At 60.8% G+C, this 18,191-nt stretch carries 24 protein-coding genes; 14 read left to right on the top strand and 10 right to left on the bottom strand.

Annotated elements, in window-relative coordinates; translation table 11 throughout:
- The first annotated feature begins 60 nt into the window (after nucleotides 1-60).
- The 8 genes from QP166_RS11950 (at nucleotide 61) to QP166_RS11915 (ending at nucleotide 6,245) form a co-directional block, all read left to right on the top strand.
- Nucleotides 61-1,203, top strand: a complete 1,143-nt coding sequence (locus QP166_RS11950) for an ROK family transcriptional regulator (RefSeq protein WP_333916099.1) — start codon at nucleotides 61-63, stop codon at nucleotides 1,201-1,203.
- 303 nt (nucleotides 1,204-1,506) lie between these two features.
- A complete protein-coding gene (locus QP166_RS11945; RefSeq protein WP_333916098.1) occupies nucleotides 1,507-2,283 on the top strand; it encodes a tyrosine-type recombinase/integrase in 777 nt (258 codons plus the stop codon).
- Nucleotides 2,193-2,651: a tyrosine-type recombinase/integrase gene (locus tag QP166_RS11940; RefSeq protein WP_333917332.1), complete on the top strand. Its 459-nt coding sequence runs from the start codon at nucleotides 2,193-2,195 to the stop codon at nucleotides 2,649-2,651. The genes QP166_RS11945 and QP166_RS11940 overlap by 91 nt, the downstream gene beginning before the upstream one ends.
- 25 nt (nucleotides 2,652-2,676) lie before the next feature.
- Nucleotides 2,677-3,384 (top strand): hypothetical protein, encoded by a 708-nt coding sequence (locus QP166_RS11935; protein ID WP_333916097.1) that lies wholly within the window; start codon nucleotides 2,677-2,679, stop codon nucleotides 3,382-3,384.
- A 116-nt stretch (nucleotides 3,385-3,500) separates the two neighbouring features.
- On the top strand, nucleotides 3,501-3,686 hold the full coding sequence (locus tag QP166_RS11930) for a hypothetical protein (protein ID WP_333916096.1): 186 nt from the start codon (nucleotides 3,501-3,503) through the stop codon (nucleotides 3,684-3,686).
- A 424-nt stretch (nucleotides 3,687-4,110) separates the two neighbouring features.
- Nucleotides 4,111-4,458, top strand: coding sequence for a hypothetical protein (locus QP166_RS11925; RefSeq protein ID WP_333916095.1), 348 nt, complete (start codon nucleotides 4,111-4,113; stop codon nucleotides 4,456-4,458).
- Entirely contained in the window at nucleotides 4,445-5,002 is a 558-nt protein-coding gene (locus QP166_RS11920) for a hypothetical protein (protein ID WP_333916094.1), read from the top strand. Before QP166_RS11925 ends, QP166_RS11920 begins: the two co-directional genes overlap by 14 nt.
- Nucleotides 4,992-6,245 (top strand): AAA family ATPase, encoded by a 1,254-nt coding sequence (locus QP166_RS11915; RefSeq protein ID WP_333916093.1) that lies wholly within the window; start codon nucleotides 4,992-4,994, stop codon nucleotides 6,243-6,245. The genes QP166_RS11920 and QP166_RS11915 overlap by 11 nt, the downstream gene beginning before the upstream one ends.
- Before the next feature lie 24 nt (nucleotides 6,246-6,269).
- Here the strand turns inward: QP166_RS11915 and QP166_RS19000 are convergent, their stop codons facing one another.
- Nucleotides 6,270-6,788 carry a hypothetical protein gene (locus QP166_RS19000; protein WP_443027213.1) on the bottom strand — a complete coding sequence of 173 codons (519 nt, stop codon included), beginning with the start codon at nucleotides 6,786-6,788 and terminating at the stop codon, nucleotides 6,270-6,272.
- 70 nt (nucleotides 6,789-6,858) lie between these two features.
- Here QP166_RS19000 and QP166_RS18995 point away from each other — a divergent pair, with 70 nt between their 5' ends.
- From QP166_RS18995 to QP166_RS11900, 3 genes are all read left to right on the top strand, one after another.
- Complete coding sequence (locus tag QP166_RS18995) at nucleotides 6,859-7,086, top strand: HGGxSTG domain-containing protein (RefSeq protein ID WP_443027212.1); 228 nt, start codon at nucleotides 6,859-6,861, stop codon at nucleotides 7,084-7,086.
- Between the two features lie 132 nt (nucleotides 7,087-7,218).
- Entirely contained in the window at nucleotides 7,219-7,458 is a 240-nt protein-coding gene (locus tag QP166_RS11905; RefSeq protein WP_333916091.1) for a hypothetical protein, read from the top strand.
- 493 nt (nucleotides 7,459-7,951) lie between these two features.
- Nucleotides 7,952-8,305 carry a hypothetical protein gene (locus QP166_RS11900; RefSeq protein ID WP_333916090.1) on the top strand — a complete coding sequence of 118 codons (354 nt, stop codon included), beginning with the start codon at nucleotides 7,952-7,954 and terminating at the stop codon, nucleotides 8,303-8,305.
- 283 nt (nucleotides 8,306-8,588) lie between these two features.
- Here the strand turns inward: QP166_RS11900 and QP166_RS11895 are convergent, their stop codons facing one another.
- The 5 genes from QP166_RS11895 to QP166_RS11875 form a co-directional block, all read right to left on the bottom strand.
- On the bottom strand, nucleotides 8,589-8,756 hold the full coding sequence (locus QP166_RS11895) for a Flp family type IVb pilin (protein ID WP_333916089.1): 168 nt from the start codon (nucleotides 8,754-8,756) through the stop codon (nucleotides 8,589-8,591).
- Nucleotides 8,757-8,857: 101 nt separating this feature from the next.
- On the bottom strand, nucleotides 8,858-9,487 hold the full coding sequence (locus tag QP166_RS11890) for an SOS response-associated peptidase (protein ID WP_333916088.1): 630 nt from the start codon (nucleotides 9,485-9,487) through the stop codon (nucleotides 8,858-8,860).
- Between the two features lie 66 nt (nucleotides 9,488-9,553).
- Complete coding sequence (locus tag QP166_RS11885; RefSeq protein WP_333916087.1) at nucleotides 9,554-10,072, bottom strand: GAF domain-containing protein; 519 nt, start codon at nucleotides 10,070-10,072, stop codon at nucleotides 9,554-9,556.
- Between the two features lie 74 nt (nucleotides 10,073-10,146).
- Nucleotides 10,147-10,563 (bottom strand): BLUF domain-containing protein, encoded by a 417-nt coding sequence (locus QP166_RS11880; protein ID WP_333916086.1) that lies wholly within the window; start codon nucleotides 10,561-10,563, stop codon nucleotides 10,147-10,149.
- A 171-nt stretch (nucleotides 10,564-10,734) separates the two neighbouring features.
- Complete coding sequence (locus QP166_RS11875; RefSeq protein WP_333916085.1) at nucleotides 10,735-11,283, bottom strand: hypothetical protein; 549 nt, start codon at nucleotides 11,281-11,283, stop codon at nucleotides 10,735-10,737.
- A 105-nt stretch (nucleotides 11,284-11,388) separates the two neighbouring features.
- On the opposite strand from QP166_RS11875, the gene QP166_RS11870 reads away from it, so the two are divergent.
- Nucleotides 11,389-11,625, top strand: coding sequence for a hypothetical protein (locus tag QP166_RS11870; RefSeq protein ID WP_333916084.1), 237 nt, complete (start codon nucleotides 11,389-11,391; stop codon nucleotides 11,623-11,625).
- Between the two features lie 3 nt (nucleotides 11,626-11,628).
- Nucleotides 11,629-11,868 (top strand): hypothetical protein, encoded by a 240-nt coding sequence (locus QP166_RS11865; protein WP_333916083.1) that lies wholly within the window; start codon nucleotides 11,629-11,631, stop codon nucleotides 11,866-11,868.
- A gap of 32 nt (nucleotides 11,869-11,900) precedes the next feature.
- Here the strand turns inward: QP166_RS11865 and QP166_RS11860 are convergent, their stop codons facing one another.
- Nucleotides 11,901-12,275 (bottom strand): type II toxin-antitoxin system PemK/MazF family toxin, encoded by a 375-nt coding sequence (locus QP166_RS11860; RefSeq protein ID WP_333916082.1) that lies wholly within the window; start codon nucleotides 12,273-12,275, stop codon nucleotides 11,901-11,903.
- Nucleotides 12,276-12,336: 61 nt separating this feature from the next.
- Nucleotides 12,337-13,788: an oligosaccharide flippase family protein gene (locus QP166_RS11855; protein WP_333916081.1), complete on the bottom strand. Its 1,452-nt coding sequence runs from the start codon at nucleotides 13,786-13,788 to the stop codon at nucleotides 12,337-12,339.
- Between the two features lie 372 nt (nucleotides 13,789-14,160).
- Here QP166_RS11855 and QP166_RS11850 point away from each other — a divergent pair.
- Nucleotides 14,161-15,259, top strand: a protein-coding gene (locus tag QP166_RS11850; protein ID WP_333914999.1) for an IS3 family transposase whose coding sequence is annotated in 2 segments (ribosomal slippage) — nucleotides 14,161-14,414 and nucleotides 14,413-15,259 — 1,101 coding nt in all. Because the reading frame shifts where the segments join, the coding sequence is not laid out codon by codon here.
- Nucleotides 15,260-16,727: 1,468 nt separating this feature from the next.
- Here QP166_RS11850 and QP166_RS11845 read toward each other — a convergent pair.
- Together QP166_RS11845 and QP166_RS11840 are read right to left on the bottom strand one after the other, a co-directional pair.
- Nucleotides 16,728-17,231: an acyltransferase family protein gene (locus QP166_RS11845; RefSeq protein WP_333916080.1), complete on the bottom strand. Its 504-nt coding sequence runs from the start codon at nucleotides 17,229-17,231 to the stop codon at nucleotides 16,728-16,730.
- The gene (locus tag QP166_RS11840) at nucleotides 17,180-17,788 is read right to left on the bottom strand and encodes an acyltransferase family protein (RefSeq protein ID WP_333916079.1); all 609 of its coding nucleotides are present in this window, start codon (nucleotides 17,786-17,788) and stop codon (nucleotides 17,180-17,182) included. The genes QP166_RS11845 and QP166_RS11840 overlap by 52 nt, the downstream gene beginning before the upstream one ends.
- Between the last annotated feature and the right edge of the window lie 403 nt (nucleotides 17,789-18,191).

Raw genomic sequence — 18,191 nt, 5'->3', positions numbered from 1 at the left:
TGAGACGGGTAGTATTCGGAGTGGGTTGCATCTTCGTGACAGCCGATTAACCATATCCGCATGAAGATCGCGCCCATCGGCACCATGCCGCCGCTCGCCGGACACAAACCGATCAGCGGCGGCGGGCGTGCCTTGCTCGACCTGCTGGTCCGGCGTGGCTCAGTCGCGCAGGCGGATGTGGTGCGACTGCTCGATCTGTCGCAGTCGAGCGTCGCGCGGCTCGTCGGGGATTTCGCCCGCATGGGGCTGGTGACATTGGCCAGTCGCAAGGCGTCGGGGCCGGGCAATCCCAGCGCGCTGGTGCAGTTGAACCCCGATTTCGCGTTCACGTTGGGGATCGCGATCGTCGGTGACGCGGTATCGATGGCGGTGGTCGATCTCGCCGGGGGCGTGCGTGGCTATACCAGCGTGGCGATGCCCGACATGGCACCGGCCGGCGTCGTCGCCGAACTTCGTCGAATACGGGACGCCTTGCTCGTGCAGACCACGATCGATCGCACGCGATTGATCGGGGCGGGGATCGGGTTCTCAGGGTTCTTCGTCGGCGATCCGATCCGCTTCAGCCCGCCACCCTTGCTGGCTGCCTGGAGGGATGTGGATATCGTGGCGGTCTTCGGCGAGGCGCTGGGGCTGCCGGTACTCTGCGACAACGACGCGACCGCCGCGACGGTCTATGAATGTCTGCTGGGCGCGGGACGGACATGCGCGACCTTCGCCTATTGCCACCTGACCAACGGCTTCGGCGGCGGGCTGGTGATCGATGGCCGCACGGTGCGCAGCTGGATGGGCAACGCCGGCGATTTCGGCGGCGTCTGGTGGCTGCTCGATCGCGGCTATCCGAATCTCGACCTGCTGATGACGCACGTCAATGCCGCTGGCGCGCGCTTCGCGACCGTCGAAGAGATGGTTGCGGCGATCACGATCGAGACGCCGGGAGTGGAACGCTGGCTGGAGGATGCAGTCGTCCCGTTCGGGATGCTCGCCAGCATCCTCGGCCATGTCGTGTCGCCCGAAAAGGTCGTGATCGGGGGCCGGATCCCGCAGGACATCGCGATCGCACTGGCAGCCCGCGTCGCGCCGCCGCGCACCCCGATGCGCAACAACGCGCACTTTCCCTTGCCGGAGGTGGTGGCGAGCGAAGCGCGGGGCGATACGGTCGCGGCGGGCGCGGGACTGTTGCCGTTTCTAAAGCTGTTTTTCTGAAATCGGTCGGTTTCGGGCGCCGGGTTGGATGTCGGTGGCTGATATCCGAATCACGCCAACAAGATCGCTGAAGTGAGCGAAATGGAAGGTGACGTAGCAAAGCCGGCACCGGGAGTGCCCTTCGCTCGCGCATCAAGTTGTAAATGGCGCACCCGACAGGATCATAACTCCGTGTTCGCCGTTGTTCGCACCCATCCGCTACGCCATTGGCGTTCCCGTTAGATTCACGTCGGCCGTTCCGCACTTGTTCGTTGACGTTCGCATCTAGCCGCGCGAAAGTGTGGGAGTCGATGTGGGAGTTTTATGGGCAAGCTTACCGCCCTCGCTGTGAAGAATGCGAAGCCCGGCCGGCATGGCGACGGAGCAGGGCTATACCTGCTCGTCAGCCCGACCGGTGCCAAGTCGTGGATGATCCGCATTCAGCAGAACGGCAAGCGACGCGACATCGGTTTGGGGTCGGTGGCCGCGCTCAGTTTGTCTGAGGCGCGACAACGCGCGGTCGATCTTCGCAAGCATGCGCTGAACGGGCGCGATCCCATTGCTGAGCGTGACCGCGACAAGCGAGCCACACCAACGTTCAGGGAGGCGACAAAGCTCGCTCATGAGGCATTGAAGGCCGGTTGGATCGAGAAGAACGCCGCGGCCTTCCTGACGTCGCTTGAAACGCACGCGTACCCTTCGATCGGCAACCTCCTGGTGGACACCATCGAGGCGGGGCACATCCGGGATCTGCTCGCTCCAATCTGGACCGCCAAGCCCGAGGTGGCGCGCAAGGTGCGGATGCGGGTCGGGCAGGTGCTGAACTTCAGTCACTCGAAGGGATGGCGGGCCACAGAGGCGCCGGGGCGATCCATCACCGTCGGTTTGCCGAAGCAGCCGGCCGGCAAGAACTTCAAGGCTATGCCTTATGGCGAAGTCCCGGCCTTCGTTGCAGCACTACGCAGCAAGCCGGCCACCTCAGGGCGGCAAGCGCTCTTGTTCCAGATCCTCTGCGCTGCGCGTCCAGGGAGATCCGCGCTGCCCGATGGGGTCAGATCGACCTCAACAAGCGAGATTGGAACAGGCCGGCCGACATCATGAAGGGCGGTGTGGCGCACTCCGTTACTCTTAGTGGTGCTGCCATGACGCTGCTGGAAGAGGTGAAGAGCGGGCGAAAGCCAAAGCACGACGAGTTAATTTTCGCGGGGCGGGGTGGGGCCATGCTCTCCGACATGACAATGAACAAGGTGCTGCGATCGGCTGATCAGCCTTACGATGCGCATGGCTTTCGTAGCTCGTTTCGCGACTGGGCAGCGGAGAAGATGCCGGAATTGCCTGACCCAGTCGCTGAGGCGGCCTTGGCGCACGCTGTGCCAGATAAGGTGGTGCGAGCGTACAAGCGGACTAGCTTCGTCGAGATGCGGCGGACCCTGCTAGAGAGATGGGGGTGTTCGTCTGCACGTATCTAAACCAGCCGGAAGGCGAGGTGGCGAAGTGAATTTGATCAAGACCGTGGATCTAGGCCGGCTTTCCGAGGAAGAGCTTGACCTAGTTTTCGAATTTATCGAGCTTTTAAAGGATCGCCCAATTTCCGCGTCCACAATGCCTGTGCATCTTCAAAGGCGTGAGAGCATTGGTCGCGTGATATCGATGCTCGACCTTGCTCGCCGAGCCTGCGGTGCATCAACGGTCAGGCTTGCATACGGTGACCCCGCGACAAGCCGAGAAGAAGGTCTGATCGCGTTAGCCGAACGTGCGCGGCTCGCGAGTTACGCTTTCGGCACCATTGATTTCGGCCACGGAAGTTTGAGCGAGGTTGAAAGCGAGGCGCGTGCGGTATCGCAAAGTGACTTGCCGCGAGTATTCGCAAAGCTCGGCAATCGAAAGAAGACGGTGAGGCTTCTTCAGGCAAAATTTACGGCGCTTCGGTGGGACTTTTGGCTGGCGGGCAGGGGTCTGGAAGGCCCTGAGCGCCGTAGCAAGATCGCGAACGCGTTTGGAGCGGAGTGGGAGACGATCGCTCGGCGATGGAAAGATGACGTTGTAAACGCCTGGGGGGACGAGGCTCTTGTCCGCCTACGGGGCGACCAAAGAGACGCGGAGAATGGCTTGCGGATCGACCGAATGCGCCGAAACGAGGACTGGCATGCCGCTCTTGCACGCGACGGTCAACGTTATCAGGCACAACTGCGCGAGCGTTAAGGCGCAACGCGAGCCGGACAAAATGGCGTCAAAATGTCCTTGGCGAAGTGGCCCGCCTGAACGCTAATCCCTCTGTTGCCGCGGGTGTTCTCCCGCATCCATTCGGAGGCAACGAAGTGGACGAACCATTTTTCTCTGTCGCCCAGGCCCGCCAAGATCTTGGCGGTATCGGTCGCACCAAGCTGTATCAGCTGGTTGCCCGTGGTGATCTCGAATTGCTGAAGCTTGACGGCAAGTCGGTAATCTCGGGGCGCAGTATGCGCCGCTTCAAAGAAAAGCTTTTTCAGCAGTTGGCGGCGTGATCGACCATGACGCCAACACAGGCGAGCGGGCCTAAACCGCAAACGCCCTACGCGACCGGTCGGATGGTCGAGCAGGGCGCCGCGAATTACTTCAACCTTGGCAGCACCCCAGATAGCGTAACGACGGCGAGGCTGCAACGCCTCCTAGCAATCGGCATCAACGGCTTCCGAGCAGATCTTATCGCCGATCTTGCGTGGGGAGAAGCTCGATGAGGAGCGACACCCACACCCAAGTCGAGGCGACAGCCTGGGCGCTCTTTGAGGCGCACCGGTCTGGCGCAGCACCGCTAACGCAAAAGGCGGGCAGCTTCGTCGGACAGATCGCTGTCGATCCAGGGCAGCCTCTCTCAGACAAGCAGCAGCGGTGGCTGGACAAGCTCGTTGAACGTGCGGGTCTCTGCGCAGATGATGACGGAGGCGCTGCATGAGCGACAATCGCTATCCCAATGTCGCGGGTCATCGCGGTGTCGGTGGCAGTGTAGAAGCGGCCGAGGTCATCACGACCAACCTCGCTTACCTGCAAGCTCAGGTCGTGCGGGTGATCGGTGCGGCTGGCTCATATGGCGCGACCGGCGACGAGATCGCGCGTGAGCTGTCGTGGGAGAAGTACCGCGTCCGTCCCCGGACGTCGGAGCTTCGTAAGCTCAGCCGGATCATGGACAGTCGCAGACGCCGACGCAGCGATGCTGGCATCTCTTCCATCGTGTGGGTGCTGCCTCAGTTCGCAGGTCCGCTCCAGCACAAGGAGGGCGCAGCCAATGAAGGGGCATGACCTCGAAGCGCTGTACGCCAGCGCGATAGCGGCCGTGCGCCAATGCCACCTCGATCGCCTAGTTGCGGTCGGGGTGGCGCCCGACACTATCGCGCGGATCGGTCGATCCTATCCGGCATTCGGCGTCTTCAATGGCGTGACGGAACGTGGCAGTCGCTTTCTGGCAGGGGAAGGGCCAGCGCATGTCATTCAGCCTGTCGTGGACGGATGCGAGTTGATCGACCTCGTCGCGTGGCGGGTCGGCAATCCAGCGCGCTGGGGTCTGGTCAATGGCATCGGCTGGCTGCTCAACGCCGACACGTGCCTCGGCTCGCGCTGGGACGCCGAGCGGCTTGCCCTACACGCGACCCCGCTGGACTGGTTGCGGGCCGACGCCGTCGGCGGCGTGGTGCTCGACTGGGATGCGCCGGATCTGCTGACGTTCCGCGGCTTCGACCGCATCGACTGCGGCAACGACATGCTCGCCGGCACGCTGCGGCGAGCACTTACGAAACCGGATCGCCTGCCGACCATTCGGGTGGCGGAGGCGCGACATGTCGCGTGACCTCGCCTCCATGATGGCCGACGAGCCAGTTCCGCACCCGGCGATCAACGCTGCGATTAAGGCCACGCCTTATCAATGGCGAGATCCGGCGGGCATCCCCGTGCGCAGCTGGGTTTACGGGCACATGCTGCTCCGCGGGTCGCTGACGGTCGTCGTGGCGCCTGGTGCTACCGGCAAGACGGCGCTGACGATCGGCACTGCGATGGCTTTGGCTACCGGGCGCAACCTGTTGGGGCCAAAGGTGTGGGGTGGACCGAAGCGAGTCTGGCTTTGGAACCTGGAAGATGCCGGTGAGGAGATGGCGCGTGGGCTTCAGGCAGCCGCTATCCACTGGCGCATCGAGCCCGAAGATGTTGGTAATCGCCTCTACGTCGACAGCGGCATGGATGGGGCTGAGCTGAAGACCGCGCATGAGACCAAGGACGGTACTCGCATCAACGCTCCGGTGGTCGGCGCTCTCCTGACGCAGCTTCGCGAGCAGCAGATCGACGTGCTCATCGTAGACCCGTTCGTATCGTCTCACAGCGTCAACGAGAACGATAACCGCGCGATCGACCTGGTAGCCAAGCAATGGGCTCGTTTGGCCTCTCAGGCGGGCTGTGCGGTCGTTCTCGTCCATCATGCCCGAAAGCTTGCTGGCGGCGAGGTCAGCGCGGAGGCGGCTCGTGGCGCCAGTGCACTGATCGCCGCGGCACGATCGGTGCCCACGCTCAACCGCATGTCGGATGATGAAGCCGCCAAGTTCGGGATCGAGGGCGAAGAACGCCGCCGCTTCTTCCGTGTGTACGACGACAAGAACAATCGCGCCCCGCCTTCGGATAAGTCCGACTGGTACCGGCTGCATAGCGTGTCGCTCGGCAATGGACCGGATGGCGGGGACAGTTTGCCGGTGGTTGTGCCCTGGTCACCGCCGGATGCCTTTGATGGGGTGACCGTCGGCTGTCTCCGGCGGGTTCAGGCAGCCCTCGCAGACGGCACATACAGGCAGGATCATCAGTCCAAGCGATGGGCTGGCGAAGCGGTCGCTGACGTGCTCGGCATGAACATCGAGAAAGCCGGCGACAAAGCGCGGATCAAGACGCTGCTCTCCACATGGATCCGCAACGGCGCTCTCGCTGTCGTCATGAAACCTGATGAGCGCCGCAAGGAGAAGGCGTTCCTGGTCGTCGGCGAATGGGTCGATCAAGAGTTTGCTCCACCCCGCAAAGGTGGAGCGGAGCAAGGTGGAGCAGTGCCGCACTAAACCTGCTCCACCACCACCCCCTTATTAGGGGGTGGGGTGGGGTGGAGCAGCGGAGGTGGCGCAAAATGGGGTGGAGCAAACGGCCGCACACCCGAACGATTTAGGAGGCGCACGATGGCCAAGGATGACAACGCAGTTGAGGTGGTGGTGCCGGACGGCAAGGAGGCGCGAGAGGCGCTTGCTCAGCTTCGTGTCGAACCATTCCTGCGTCACGGTTTCCTCACGAACCACATGGCCGGCGAGACGGTCAGGGGTGGCGAGATCAAGTGCAATTCGGGTGAGGTCGGCGAGGTGCTGCGAGAGATGGCGGCGACCATCACAGCTGGTGACCTGACGCCTATCACCAACGCGCTCCTGAGCCAGAGCATGATGCTGGACGCGACCGCGACTGAGCTGATGGGGCGGGCATGGCGGAACGTTGGCCAGTACCCTGACGCATTCCAGCGGTACATCAGCCTGGCGCTCAAATCGCAGGCGCAGAGCCGTGCCACGCTGGAGGCACTGGCGAAGGTTCATCAGCCTCGCGAGCAGGTAGTGCGCCATGTGCATGTTCACGAGGGCGGTCAGGCGGTGGTCGCCGAACAACTACACATGAACGGGCAGGGGGTTACGAATGCCGGAATTGCCGATCAATCCAATGCACAAGGCGCATCAGTCGCCTCGTTGCCTAGCCCGGACCCGCTCGGGCACGGCGTGCCAATCACCAGCCGTGCGGGGCAAGCGGAGATGCAGGATGCACGGCGGGACGAATCCAGGCGCGCCGCGCGGAAATCAAAACGCGCTTAAGCACGGGCTACGGACGGCCGAGATGCAGGCGTTGAGGCAGTTGCTCCAAAAGTGAGGAGTGATGCTTTGGCGCCTGATCGGGGAAATATGATCGTGCCTTTCGGAGCCGCCGTTGGCCTTGTTGAAGCGGTATTAACCGGAGCAGCATACATCGACTGGTCAGGACATCGGGGTTCGGAGTGTGGCCGTGATCGATCAGGAACTTAGCCGTTACTATCGCCAGCGCGAAGCTGCCGCGCGAGCCAGTGGTCACCGAGCCATAGATGCGCGGGCACGGCGTATGCACTTGGAGATGGCATCAATGTACGCAAAGGCCTTGCTCGTCGGGCGCAGCGTCGTCGACCTGCTCGATGATACACCCAGGCTTCACCTCATCAGCGACGAAGCATCACAAAACGAAGCTGTGCGCTTGGACGAGGCTGCCTGACGGCGTCCAGCGGCAGATTTTCCCGGCGATAACAGTCGATTGCCCAAACTGTCCCTTCTTGGGACGCCGGTCTTTATTGTCGGATTAGAGCCGCGCGGGCAGATGGGTTGCGGGTCTCTCCGGGGGGCCTGCCGCGTCCCGCTCGATCCCCTAAGTCAGGGCGGGACGCGTGTCTTACGCGCAGCTGGAAGCGCAACTGCGCCCGGCGACGAGAAATTAACCATTGAGGACTAGACGTCACCAGGGTTTGACCCTGCTCCTAGACGCGCCCTGCGGCATCTCTGTACCCGTCGAAGGGCGTTCTAAGTTTGGCGAGACTCGTCCGCCGACGGACTGTACGCGGTGATAGGCAACAGTGCGCTTAGACTGTGGCTTGTGCGACGCACGCTTCTATGGGAGCCTCGCACTAGCGATCTGCTGGGACAGGAGATGCTATGTTCCGTCGAGCTTACCTAGCCTCGTTTGTAGCCTCCCCTTGCTGACCGGGGCCGCCATGGCTCAGTCGTCGACGCCGCAGGCACTGCCGCCACTCCCCTCGATGTCGTCAGGCTCATATGGTCCCAACCCATGGAGCTACTCGGGCCGCACCGGCAAGCCGCGCTTCCTGCCAGCTTCGCAAGCAACGACTTCGGACATCGTGGTCGGAGCCAAGGTGAACAGCATCTACGGACCTCTGATCGGCACAATTACCTTTGTTACAGAAAACGAGGCGATCGTGATGACCGCGCGCAGCCAGGTGCGTGTGCCCCTCAGCGCATTCGGCAAGAGCCAGCGGGGTCTGCTCCTTGAGATTAGCCCCTGGAAGCTCGATCAGCTTTCGGCGTCAGGGCAACATACGGGGAGCTGAATGACTATACACCGTGAGTATTGGAGCGAGTTGATTGCCATTGAGCGTCGCCGCGGCCCTGACACGCCATACTGGCTCCAGGATCGGGTCAACGAGCTGCTTCACGCTGGCCTAATCGCTGAAGCCGATCGCCTCTACGAGGTCGCCAAGCTGTATAAGCTTTTGAAGCAGCCCGCGACGCTTCAATGACGATAGCGCACCCGCCTCTATCAGGCTGATAGTGGCCCATGCCACTTTCGGGCGGTCATACCGCGAGACCTAGGCTGAGGTGTGCTTAACCCTATTACGCGCCGGAGGCAGTGAGCTTAGTGGCCGTGTTGCGATATGTGGTGTTTAGCTGAGTGCCGATGCCCTTCATCGCCGCGATTGCGGCAACCGCGATCAGCGCGGCTATTAGACCGTACTCGATCGCTGTGGCGGCCTTGCGGCTACTGATAATTTTGCGCAGCATGAATCCGTCTCACCCTAAAGGACGCGCAAAAAGCGTTCTAAGTTCGATACCTTTCAATAGTTAAGGGCGTGTTTTCGAGGCCGCGTATGGCGTCGGAAGCCTCAGCCAAGGTCAACCACCATGAGCTGGGAAGGATAAGGGGCGGCGAGCAGGATCGCTTGGTCCACGTCAGCTGTTAGCCATTGCTCCTCGTCTTGCTCGTGCAGCAGCACAGGCATCGCTTTGGGATGAATAGGCGCGACTAGCGGGTTTGGCTCGGTCGTGAGGAACGCGAACACCGCACCGCTCTCGGTCGATCGCCACACTCCAGCGAAGCTGACGATCGGTCGGCTGGGCACGTCAAACCAGTAAAGCGGTAGTTTGCCGTCCGCGCCGCGGGTCTGCCCATATTCGCTGAAGCTGGTGAACGGCACCAGGCACCGCCGCTCCGGGTTCAGCAGCGCCGATCTCCAGAACGGCGAGGTATAGTTGCGGACGTTCGTCACGCTCTTGTTGAGAAGGACAGGCTTGCCCGTGGCCTTGTTGATCCGCTTGCCCGGTACCTTGTGCGGAAAGCCCCAAGCCATGGTGTCGAGCATGCGCTCCTCGGCCTCCTGCCGTACGACGAACGCCGGCTTGTCGGGGAACAGCTCAGGCGGCGGTATCGTGTGATCGGGCGGAAAAGGTGCCTCAATGCCGTAGCGGGCAGCCAGCGCGATCTGCGCTTCGGTCATGCGATAGCGGTTACACATTCGCCAATGCTGACATGGCGTGCCTGATTCGCAAGGCTTCGGCTCAAAGGGCAAGTCTTCGAGCGATTAGGCTATCCTGAGTTGTTGAAGTCTCGTTGCGGCGGCACTGGTGGCAGCCAGGAGCGCCTCTCTGTCAGCCGTGCCGATGTTAGAACGAGGCGCTGGATCAATCGCGCTGATCGCTCCAATGGCGTGCTTACCGTCCAATCGAATGAGCGCAGCGGAGTAGAAGCGGAAACGCCCAGCATCGCCATTCACCCAAGGATTATCTGCGAATCTATCGTCAGCAAGTAGATCTGGAACGAAAAACAGGTCCTCGCCGGATGCGACTGCGTGGCCTGAGAATGAGTTTTGCCGGCGATATGCCCCAGTCACAAACCCATTTGCGGCAACGACATACTGCGTGTCACCGTGAAGTATCGACAGCAATGACGTGCTCACCCTCATCTGTACGCAGACAGCTCGCGTGATCTCAAGGAGAACTGGATCATCAAGCGTCTTCAATGCTCCGCTCGCCGACACTGCCGCGCCTCGCTCCGCTTCGTTGATGGGGATCGGTGGCGGCTGGAAGATAGATATGCTCATTCGCGTCTCGCTCAGCAAAGGACACGGCCACACCGGTCCTACCTTGAGCAAGCCAGCAACATAAGCCTAATCTGCTAAACAGGGATTGCCTTGGCGGAGTAACGGCAAAATCCGAAGAACGCAGCTTTTACCGGTACTTGGGTGGTCGACCTGAGCAAATCGGCGGCCTGGACGCTCAGCTTGGCGAGGCTCTGTCCCGGATCGAGACGGGCGGCTCTCATGTGCCAAGGGTCAAACTGGCGAGCTTGGATCGCTGAGCGATGAACTAGTGAGATTTGATGATGTCGCGGGTCGCTTTCGAGCTTGGCCATGAGGGTGGCTATCGTCTCTCGCTTGCCTTCGATGGCTTGGATCAATCGATGACTATCGTGCAGGAGAACGCTGGTTATGCCGGCTTTGCGATTTTTTTCAGCTGCCGTGTCAAACAAGCAGGCAAGCTCGTCATCATCCAGGATGCGCGTAAAGCGGCTCATGTAGATGATGATGTGCACTCACGCCTCCGATCACGGCATAGCCGATACGACTAGTTACCGTATTCTCGTACGGAGTGAGCCTACGCCGAACGCCCGAGCTTAGCCAAGGGCTGGAAAATTAAGCCAAACGCTAGCATGGCCGTAAGGCCGCCCGGGTGGGATGGCGAGCGCCCGGACCGGGCTGGCTATCTATCCTATCCGGAACTCAGCCCAGACCGAGTGTCCCTGCTTCACAAGCGCCTGCGCGATCCAGCCATGAGCGAAGTGCACCTCGTTCGCTGGCACACCGATGGCTGCCTGGCCTTCATTCCAGAACCGGACGAGCAGAGAGCTATCAGGTAAGAACGGCCGAAGCACGCGCAGCGCTAGGCGGACAGCAGGTGTGTCGACGCCGATCTGCGTCGCGCGGACCGTCGAGTCCTTCAAGACAGCCAGCGCAAGGTTCATGATAAGCATCTCGGCACGGCGCGCGCGCAGCTCGCGATCGTTGGCGGCATAGGGGACGATGGCGACGCGCGTTCCGGTGCGGTCATCGCAGTGCCAGCAGGGCATTTCGCGGATCACCACCTCCCAGTCCGTCGACTGGCGCTGGAACGTCCGCGATTTGATCAGCTCCTCGAGATCGTACAGTCGCGACTTGCCGCACGTCTTGCAGGTGACGTTGACAGCACCCTCCACCTTGCGGAGGTCGTAGAGCGATTTTGGCTGCCCGACCATGCGCCGGATATGCCGGAACATTGCGAGAACAAAAAGACTGGATCGCGCGGGCTCGCGGGTGCATCAGGTGGCCAGAAACGCCGCTGGCGAGTCGCCGCTGCGGGCAGACTGATCGAGGACACGGACATGATGCGGATCGAAGGTATCGCACCGGCGCGCTCGCTGGCGTTCGGCGAGTGGATCCTGACGCAGAAGGATAGGGGCGGGCTGATCGGCACGCTGGCGGCCGGCGCCGTGGCCGATCGCGCGTTCCCGAAGCAGGGCAACCCGGAAGACGTTCGCGCGCGGCTGCGCGCGCTTCAGGCGGACGGCGACATGTTTGAAGCGGTCGACGACGCTGAGCTCGACTGGGCGGCATACTGATCGATGGCCGCTGATCGCGCGCCACCAGGGATCGGCCACAACCGACCGTGCGCGCTATGCGACGGCTCCGGGCTCCACGACGAGGCCCTGATCGAGCAGGTCGCCGAGGATCTATGGGAGAGCCGCCGCGACGGCACGCTCGACGATGTCCCATGGGCGGAGTGCGGCAACTACTGGCAGCCGATCTTCCGCGGGTTCGCGGCGACGGCCCTCTCCTCGATCAGTCGCCGACGGAGCGAGTGACGGCGAGGCGGTTGAATGAAAGCCCAGCGCCGCTAAAGCGACAAGCTAATCCTCAACGCCTGATCAATGCGGTCCATCGCTTCCGCCCTTACGAATCCGCGACGATTGATGATCCGGCGGCGATCGATCGTCCGCACATGACCGCACTCGGCCGATGAATCGATGCTGTTTGGCATCAAAATCTCGGATGCCTTTAGCAGGACCTGCACTGGATATCCCTTGAACTGCTGCTCGCCGGTGAGCGGGACGACCTGCGTCAGCGGAGACACCGTGTTTCCCCGATCGTTCTGGACGACGATGCAGGGACGTGAGTTGATCGTCCCATAATTCATCTTTTCAACGCCCCTGGCGCCACCCAGATCGACATCGACGATGTCACCGCGCCTGATATCAATGCGTTCGTTCATGATGTCGATAGACCTTCTGTCTCGTACTAGCCTCCAGCAAAGGGAGGCTATAGTGCGGGCGTCAGGTCGCCCGAGGTGGCATAAAGCGCTTGATCGGCAGGTGCCGGGTCAGCGGTGCCAGCAGCGATCCCAACTGGGATGAGGGCCAGACGAGGAGGGTGGCGACAACGCCGCAGCCGAATACCAATGCGAAGATCGTCCCCTGCATGATCGCATGGCCGAACACCGAGCCGTCAAAATACTTCGACGGCAATGCGATCGAGCATAGGAGTGCCGCCGCGGTGATGGCGACCGGCGCTGTCATGCACACCACCCATTCGAGAATGGACGTTTGCGTCTGCTTGTTCGCGAGCGCCACGATCAACGCGTGAAACGCTGCGATCGCCACGACAACCAGTGCCGTCACGCCGGCGAGGCCGTATCGGCTTCCGAGCGCGCTGGCGAAAATGACAGCGATCGCGAACACGACTTGCCGCCAAAACGAAGAAAGAACGTTGCTGGCCGCGAAAGCGACCGCCTCGGCGACCTTCACATGGACTCGGAAGAACAGGCCGATGCTCAGGACCTGAAAAGGCACGATCGCCGAGGTCCAGCCATCGCCCAGAACGATTTTGACGAGAACGGCGGAGAACAGAAAGGCCAGCGCGGCACCCGGCAACGCCAGGAAAGCCGCCGCGGTCGTCGCCTTCATGTACGCTGCCTTCAGCCGCTGGCGATCGCCGCGCAGCTCGACGACTGCGGGGTAGAATACGTTGCTGATCGAAGCGCCGATGAGGTTCACCGGCTTGTTCATCAAATTGTAGGCACGCGAATAAACGCCGAGCGCAGCCGCATCCATGGTCCGGCCGACGACGTAGTTGTCGCCGTTGAGAGCAACGTAGCTTGCGCATCCCATCAGGGAAAACCAGGCGGCATCCCTATAGCCTCTTATCGCGTCCCGCGTCGGAGCATCGATCAGGCCGAACAGTCCACTCATACAGAGGAACGCCAACCAGAGTCCGGCTTGAACGACCAACCCGATGAGCAACGACAGCGGCCCGAATCCGAGAAGGGCGAGCAAGCACGTCAGGAAGTAAAGGCCAACGACCTGCGATCCCGTTTCCGCGAAGGTCGCCGCCCCGAACTTCAGGTTCTTTCGTACGAGCGCATCAGCCAGAAAGGATAGGAACAGCAGCGGGATCGTCAGGAGAACGAGGGATAGCTCGGTCCCGCTGATGACGATGCTGAAGAACTGCTCGATTACCGGCACCAATGCCAGCACCAGAAAGTCGGCGGTCAGCGCCAACAGGCCGACGATGGCCAAGCCGGTTCCCGCCGCGCCCTTGCTCTCGATCCTGATCAATGCCTGGCCGACGGCATAAGGGAATACGCCAAGAATGCCGATCAGAAGCTGGATGATGGTAAACCGCCCAAACTCCGCAGGCGAGATCAGCCGGGCGGTTATGCCCAGCGCGATGATGTTGGCCAACATCAAGCCAGCTCTCGAGCCAAACGTAAGCGCGGCACCGCGCATGACAGATCGAGTTAGTGAACCCTTCAACGCCGCCCCCGGCTTTTCCCTAAACACCCACTTGATCTAAATTCACAAGGCCGGGCAGATACTTAGGCACGCATAGCTCGTGACCTGTCATATAGCAAATCATGAACAATGCCATTGATCCCTATGTCGAGATCCTGACGCCGATGGAGGCTTGGAAGGATGCAAGGCATCAAGCAGCAATTTTCTGGCTGACCGTCTTCAACCACTAGCCAAATATGATTCTGGCGATGCGGGTGCGCTCCATGACAGCGATCACGGCGCAGGTCATGACGTCCTCCCTGTTTTTTCATCCATGTTGAGTGAGAGTTTTCCGGTCCTTTGAAGCCTGCGGGCGAGGAGCTGGACATGAAGAAGACGAGGCATACGGACGAGCAGATCGCGTTCGCGCTGAAGCAGGCGGAGACGGGTACGTCAGTGGCGGAGGTAATCCGCCGGATGGGGATCTCCGAGCAGACATTCTACCGCTGGAAGAAGGTGTACGGCGGCCTCGGCGTAGGCGAGCTGCGGCGCCTGAAGCTGCTCGAGGAGGAGAACCGCAAGCTCAAGCAGCTGGTCGCGGACCTGAGCCTGGACAAGCATATCCTGCAGGACGTGCTGTCAAAAAGCCCTGACGCCTGGACGACGGCGCGAGCTCGTCGCGCACGTCCAGGCGTCTCATGGTGTCAGCGAGCGACGCAGTTGCCTGGCGCTGGGCGTCGACCGGTCGTCGGTGCGCTACGTGTCGCATCGGCCGGACCAGGCGCCGCTGATGCTGCGCATCCGCGATCTGGCGGCGACGCGGACGCGATACGGCTACTTCCGCATCTACATCCTGCTGCGCAGGGAGGGATGGTTCGTGAACCACAAGAGGGTCTATCGGCTTTACCGGGATGATGGACTGAGCCTTCGGCTCAAGAAGCCTCGCCGCAACGTCAGCGCTGCCAACCGCGACCGACAGCCTGCGGCTGCGGCGGCCAACGAGATGTGGTCGATGGACTTCGTCTCCGACGCGCTGTTCGACGGCCGGCGGTTGCGAGCGCTGACGGTCGTCGATGCGTTCACGCGCGAGGCGCTGGCGATTGACGTCGACCAGGGCATCAAGGGTGAGCAGGTGGTCGAGGTGATGGCGCGGATCTCGTCAACCCGCGGCGCGCCCAGGACCATTCGGGTGGACAACGGGCCGGAGTTCATCTCGAAGGCGCTCGACCGCTGGGCATACGAGAATGGCGTGACCCTGGACTTCAGCCGGCCGGGCAAGCCGACCGACAACGCCTTCGTAGAGTCGTTTAACGGCCGCCTTCGGGACGAGTGCCTGAACACGCACTGGTTCCTGTCGCTGGAGGACGCCAGAGCCAAGATCGAGGCCTGGCGGCGGGACTATAATGAGAGCCGCCCTCACACATCGCTTGGCTGGCTGACGCCGGTCGAATATGCTGCTGCCGCGGCCAAGATCGCGGCCGAATGAATGACGGAAACTCTCCTTCGACATGGATGAGAAACTGGGGGACCCTCAGTCAGAACTGCTGCACAGGCAGACGCTATCACGATCCCAAGGGGCCAAAAAGCGATGCGCTTGCAGAGCGTGACCGTGGCAAGGTTTATAGGAGCGTGAATAAGGTAAATTTGAAGCGACCTAGCTCCAATCCAACGGGCCGCCCAGCTATCGCTTAGGGCGCGCGCTAAAGACACGATGAAGCAAGCTCCGGAAATCAATGCTGCATCGGAGATGAACATGTCTAAGGGAGTGTCTATGCCGAAGATGCGGTAATCAGCCAGCACGCTCTCGAGCCGAAAATGGATCAGCGCGAGCGAGCTGAGAGCGAAAACCGCCGCGTTGATGGCAATCACCTTCCCCCGCCACTCAAGGCATCGAAGTTGCATGAAAATCAAAGCTGGAAGTAGAAGGTAAGCTGCTATCGCCGAGCCAAGGGGGCCATCGCGAGAACGGGCCGAGGCACGGTCGGCAATCCCAAATGTGCCACGCACGCGCCTGCGACGATCGCGATCTTCAGCTTCCGATCGGCAGTGCCGTACCAATTGTAAAATATGCAGAAAACGAAGAACGCGGGAAGAAACCAAAGCATCTTCAATCCAGTCGCTGCGTCCAGCATAGGAGAGGTGCCCAGAGGGAGCGCTAGCATAAACCTAGCTGCCCACGTCAAAGGATCGACCTTGCCCTTCGCAAACTCTGAAACGAAGAACAGGCTGCCGTAGATAGCCGTAAATATTACATAAGGCCAAAGGAACGATCGCCACATCCCGGAAAAGGTCTTCCGGTTGAGCGGGCGAGGCTTCCCGAAAGTGGCCAGTAGGAAAAACGATCCAACGTGAAAGCTATATACGAAGATGTAGCCAGTATAGTAGAGATGGTCGTGAAAAATGCGGTTATGACCAAGGACCACGAGTAGTATTAGGATTGCCCTCGCGGCCAACTTTACCGCATCAGTTTTGCGCGCATCACGCCTGTCAATCGGCTGAGACGCACCGGAAGAGGTTCGCGCGCGAAATGACGTACGCGTCGGCTCTCGCGATGCGTCCTGATCCGCGTCCCCTTGCTCCGACATGCTGCCTCCCCAAACCTGCACGTTCTTCGCGCGCGAAAAATTCTGACGTGCGATGAGCGCGTCCCCCGAGGAGGTCCGTAGCCCGCAGGCTTGCCCGGATGAAGCGTATATTTCTTAAGGTTGCCCGCAAGTTGCACACATCACGCAAAACCAAGCCTTGCGCGATTCGCCACGGCACCAGCGCTCACGGCTAAGCGCTGCTCAAGCAAGAATTTTCGGGATAGCCGCCGTGTTATCGCCCTCGACGATGTACGATGGGCGGAGTGGGGAAATTACTGACAGTCAATCTTCCGTGGGTTTGCGGCGACAGCTCTCGTCTCGGTCAGCCGCCGCGCACACGGATGATGATCCTTAGTATCCCGCCAGGTGCTACTCGCTAAGCTGCAAGGAAGATTGCTCTGTCGTGCCACGCGACGACCGCCCAATCAGAGGCCGCTTACGAGTAAGCAGGCGCGCAAGCGGCTTTTCCACAAAGCGATGCACGATCAGCCCGGCGATGATCGACCCGCTCAAAGCCAAGGTGATGAAGAGCGTGAAGCCAAGCCAGCCGCCCAGAGGAACATGCGCGATCACTCGCCGAAGCACGAAGAGCACAAGCGGGTGCATAAGGTAGATTGAGTAGCTCGCGTCACCTAGCAACTTCAGCGTTGACCGCCTTGTGCCACCCTCCAGCGCAAGAGCGCCTGCGACAATTGCGCATGCGGGGATGCCATATACTACCACGCGCGGACCGCCGATGTACGAACCAATGCATAAGGCGAGGACGCCGAGAGGCAGCAAAAAGCCTAAGCGCGAGAGCGCGCCGTTGCGACATGCCTCAGCTAGAAGAAGACCTGCTCCAAATTCCAATAGGATCGGATGGGTAAGCAACACGGGGACAGCCCCCGGAACGGGAAGATCGCGCCTGCCGCGACGGTTGCCAGAAGCAGAAATAAGGGCACTATCAGCGGCTTCTTAGCAACCAGTCCGATTGCAAAGATCCCATAAAAAAACAGCTCATAGCTGAGCGTCCAGCCGGGAACTAAAATCGGCCAAATTTCACCGCCATGGATCGGGTTGTAATACGGTATTAGCAGGAAAGATTTGATAACATGCCCAACAAATAAATTTTCCTTTTTGGAGGCGATAAGAACAAATAGTGTTAAGAAACACGCGATCCAGTACAGAGGATAAATGCGAACGAGGCGCCTGGATATGAAGGTGCCGACCTGCTCCTTCACGCCGATTGTCAGCATAATGAAGCCGCTGATGACAAAGAATATGTCGACGCCAGCCTCACCGATCGTATAGCCCAAGAGCGGGTTAAAACCACCTGCTAACGGGTTCCGGGCATGGTGGAACACGACCATAAGAGCCGCTACAGCTCTCAAGTACTGAATATTGTCAAATTGTGGGCGCGCACGCACCCCTGACCGTTCTTCCACCCGCATAGCCCCGATATGCAACAGCCGACCGCAGGCTCTCGCAAGCCCAAACGATTGCAAACTGCTGAATTTGCTCCCTTGTTATGTCGGCCATGGCACGAACAAAATAGTATTGCCATCCGACCTTCGTGCAGGCCGGTAGCCGCGGGTGAGCGAAGCGCGCGTACGGTCGACTAACCGCGCCCAGGTAGCTTCCGCCGCTTGCGACAGTCCGGCGTACAGATTCTCGTCGGCTAATAGGCGGGTAACTTGACGAGCCAAGTCGGGGTGATCGCCCGCGGCTAAAATCAAAGCCTCGGCATCGTCTTGGAAGGCGGTGGCGCAAGCTACGCCGATGCCGCAAGATTTGCAAGAACATTGCGGGAACACGTGTTTGCTGACATGACTATCGTCATGACCGCAGGATCGA

The sequence above is a fragment of the Sphingomonas sp. LR60 genome (assembly GCF_036855935.1).
Lineage (GTDB): Bacteria > Pseudomonadota > Alphaproteobacteria > Sphingomonadales > Sphingomonadaceae > Sphingomonas.
This window is presented reverse-complemented; position numbering and strand designations above follow the sequence as displayed.

What these genes read in the sequence shown, in the direction of transcription:
- QP166_RS11915 (WP_333916093.1), top strand. Translation starts at nt 4,992, where the DNA reads ATGTCGCGTGACCTCGCCTCCATGATGGCCGACGAGCCAGTTCCGCAC.
- QP166_RS11860 (WP_333916082.1), bottom strand. Translation starts at nt 12,275, where the DNA reads ATGAACGAACGCATTGATATCAGGCGCGGTGACATCGTCGATGTCGAT.
- QP166_RS11870 (WP_333916084.1), top strand. Translation starts at nt 11,389, where the DNA reads ATGATGCGGATCGAAGGTATCGCACCGGCGCGCTCGCTGGCGTTCGGC.
- QP166_RS11895 (WP_333916089.1), bottom strand. Translation starts at nt 8,756, where the DNA reads ATGCTGCGCAAAATTATCAGTAGCCGCAAGGCCGCCACAGCGATCGAG.
- QP166_RS11885 (WP_333916087.1), bottom strand. Translation starts at nt 10,072, where the DNA reads ATGAGCATATCTATCTTCCAGCCGCCACCGATCCCCATCAACGAAGCG.
- QP166_RS11875 (WP_333916085.1), bottom strand. Translation starts at nt 11,283, where the DNA reads ATGTTCCGGCATATCCGGCGCATGGTCGGGCAGCCAAAATCGCTCTAC.
- QP166_RS11925 (WP_333916095.1), top strand. Translation starts at nt 4,111, where the DNA reads ATGAGCGACAATCGCTATCCCAATGTCGCGGGTCATCGCGGTGTCGGT.
- QP166_RS11840 (WP_333916079.1), bottom strand. Translation starts at nt 17,788, where the DNA reads ATGCGGGTGGAAGAACGGTCAGGGGTGCGTGCGCGCCCACAATTTGAC.
- QP166_RS11865 (WP_333916083.1), top strand. Translation starts at nt 11,629, where the DNA reads ATGGCCGCTGATCGCGCGCCACCAGGGATCGGCCACAACCGACCGTGC.
- QP166_RS11900 (WP_333916090.1), top strand. Translation starts at nt 7,952, where the DNA reads ATGGCTCAGTCGTCGACGCCGCAGGCACTGCCGCCACTCCCCTCGATG.
- QP166_RS11855 (WP_333916081.1), bottom strand. Translation starts at nt 13,788, where the DNA reads ATGCGCGGTGCCGCGCTTACGTTTGGCTCGAGAGCTGGCTTGATGTTG.
- QP166_RS11950 (WP_333916099.1), top strand. Translation starts at nt 61, where the DNA reads ATGAAGATCGCGCCCATCGGCACCATGCCGCCGCTCGCCGGACACAAA.
- QP166_RS11945 (WP_333916098.1), top strand. Translation starts at nt 1,507, where the DNA reads ATGGGCAAGCTTACCGCCCTCGCTGTGAAGAATGCGAAGCCCGGCCGG.
- QP166_RS18995 (WP_443027212.1), top strand. Translation starts at nt 6,859, where the DNA reads ATGCCGGAATTGCCGATCAATCCAATGCACAAGGCGCATCAGTCGCCT.
- QP166_RS11920 (WP_333916094.1), top strand. Translation starts at nt 4,445, where the DNA reads ATGAAGGGGCATGACCTCGAAGCGCTGTACGCCAGCGCGATAGCGGCC.
- QP166_RS19000 (WP_443027213.1), bottom strand. Translation starts at nt 6,788, where the DNA reads ATGGCGCACTACCTGCTCGCGAGGCTGATGAACCTTCGCCAGTGCCTC.
- QP166_RS11890 (WP_333916088.1), bottom strand. Translation starts at nt 9,487, where the DNA reads ATGTGTAACCGCTATCGCATGACCGAAGCGCAGATCGCGCTGGCTGCC.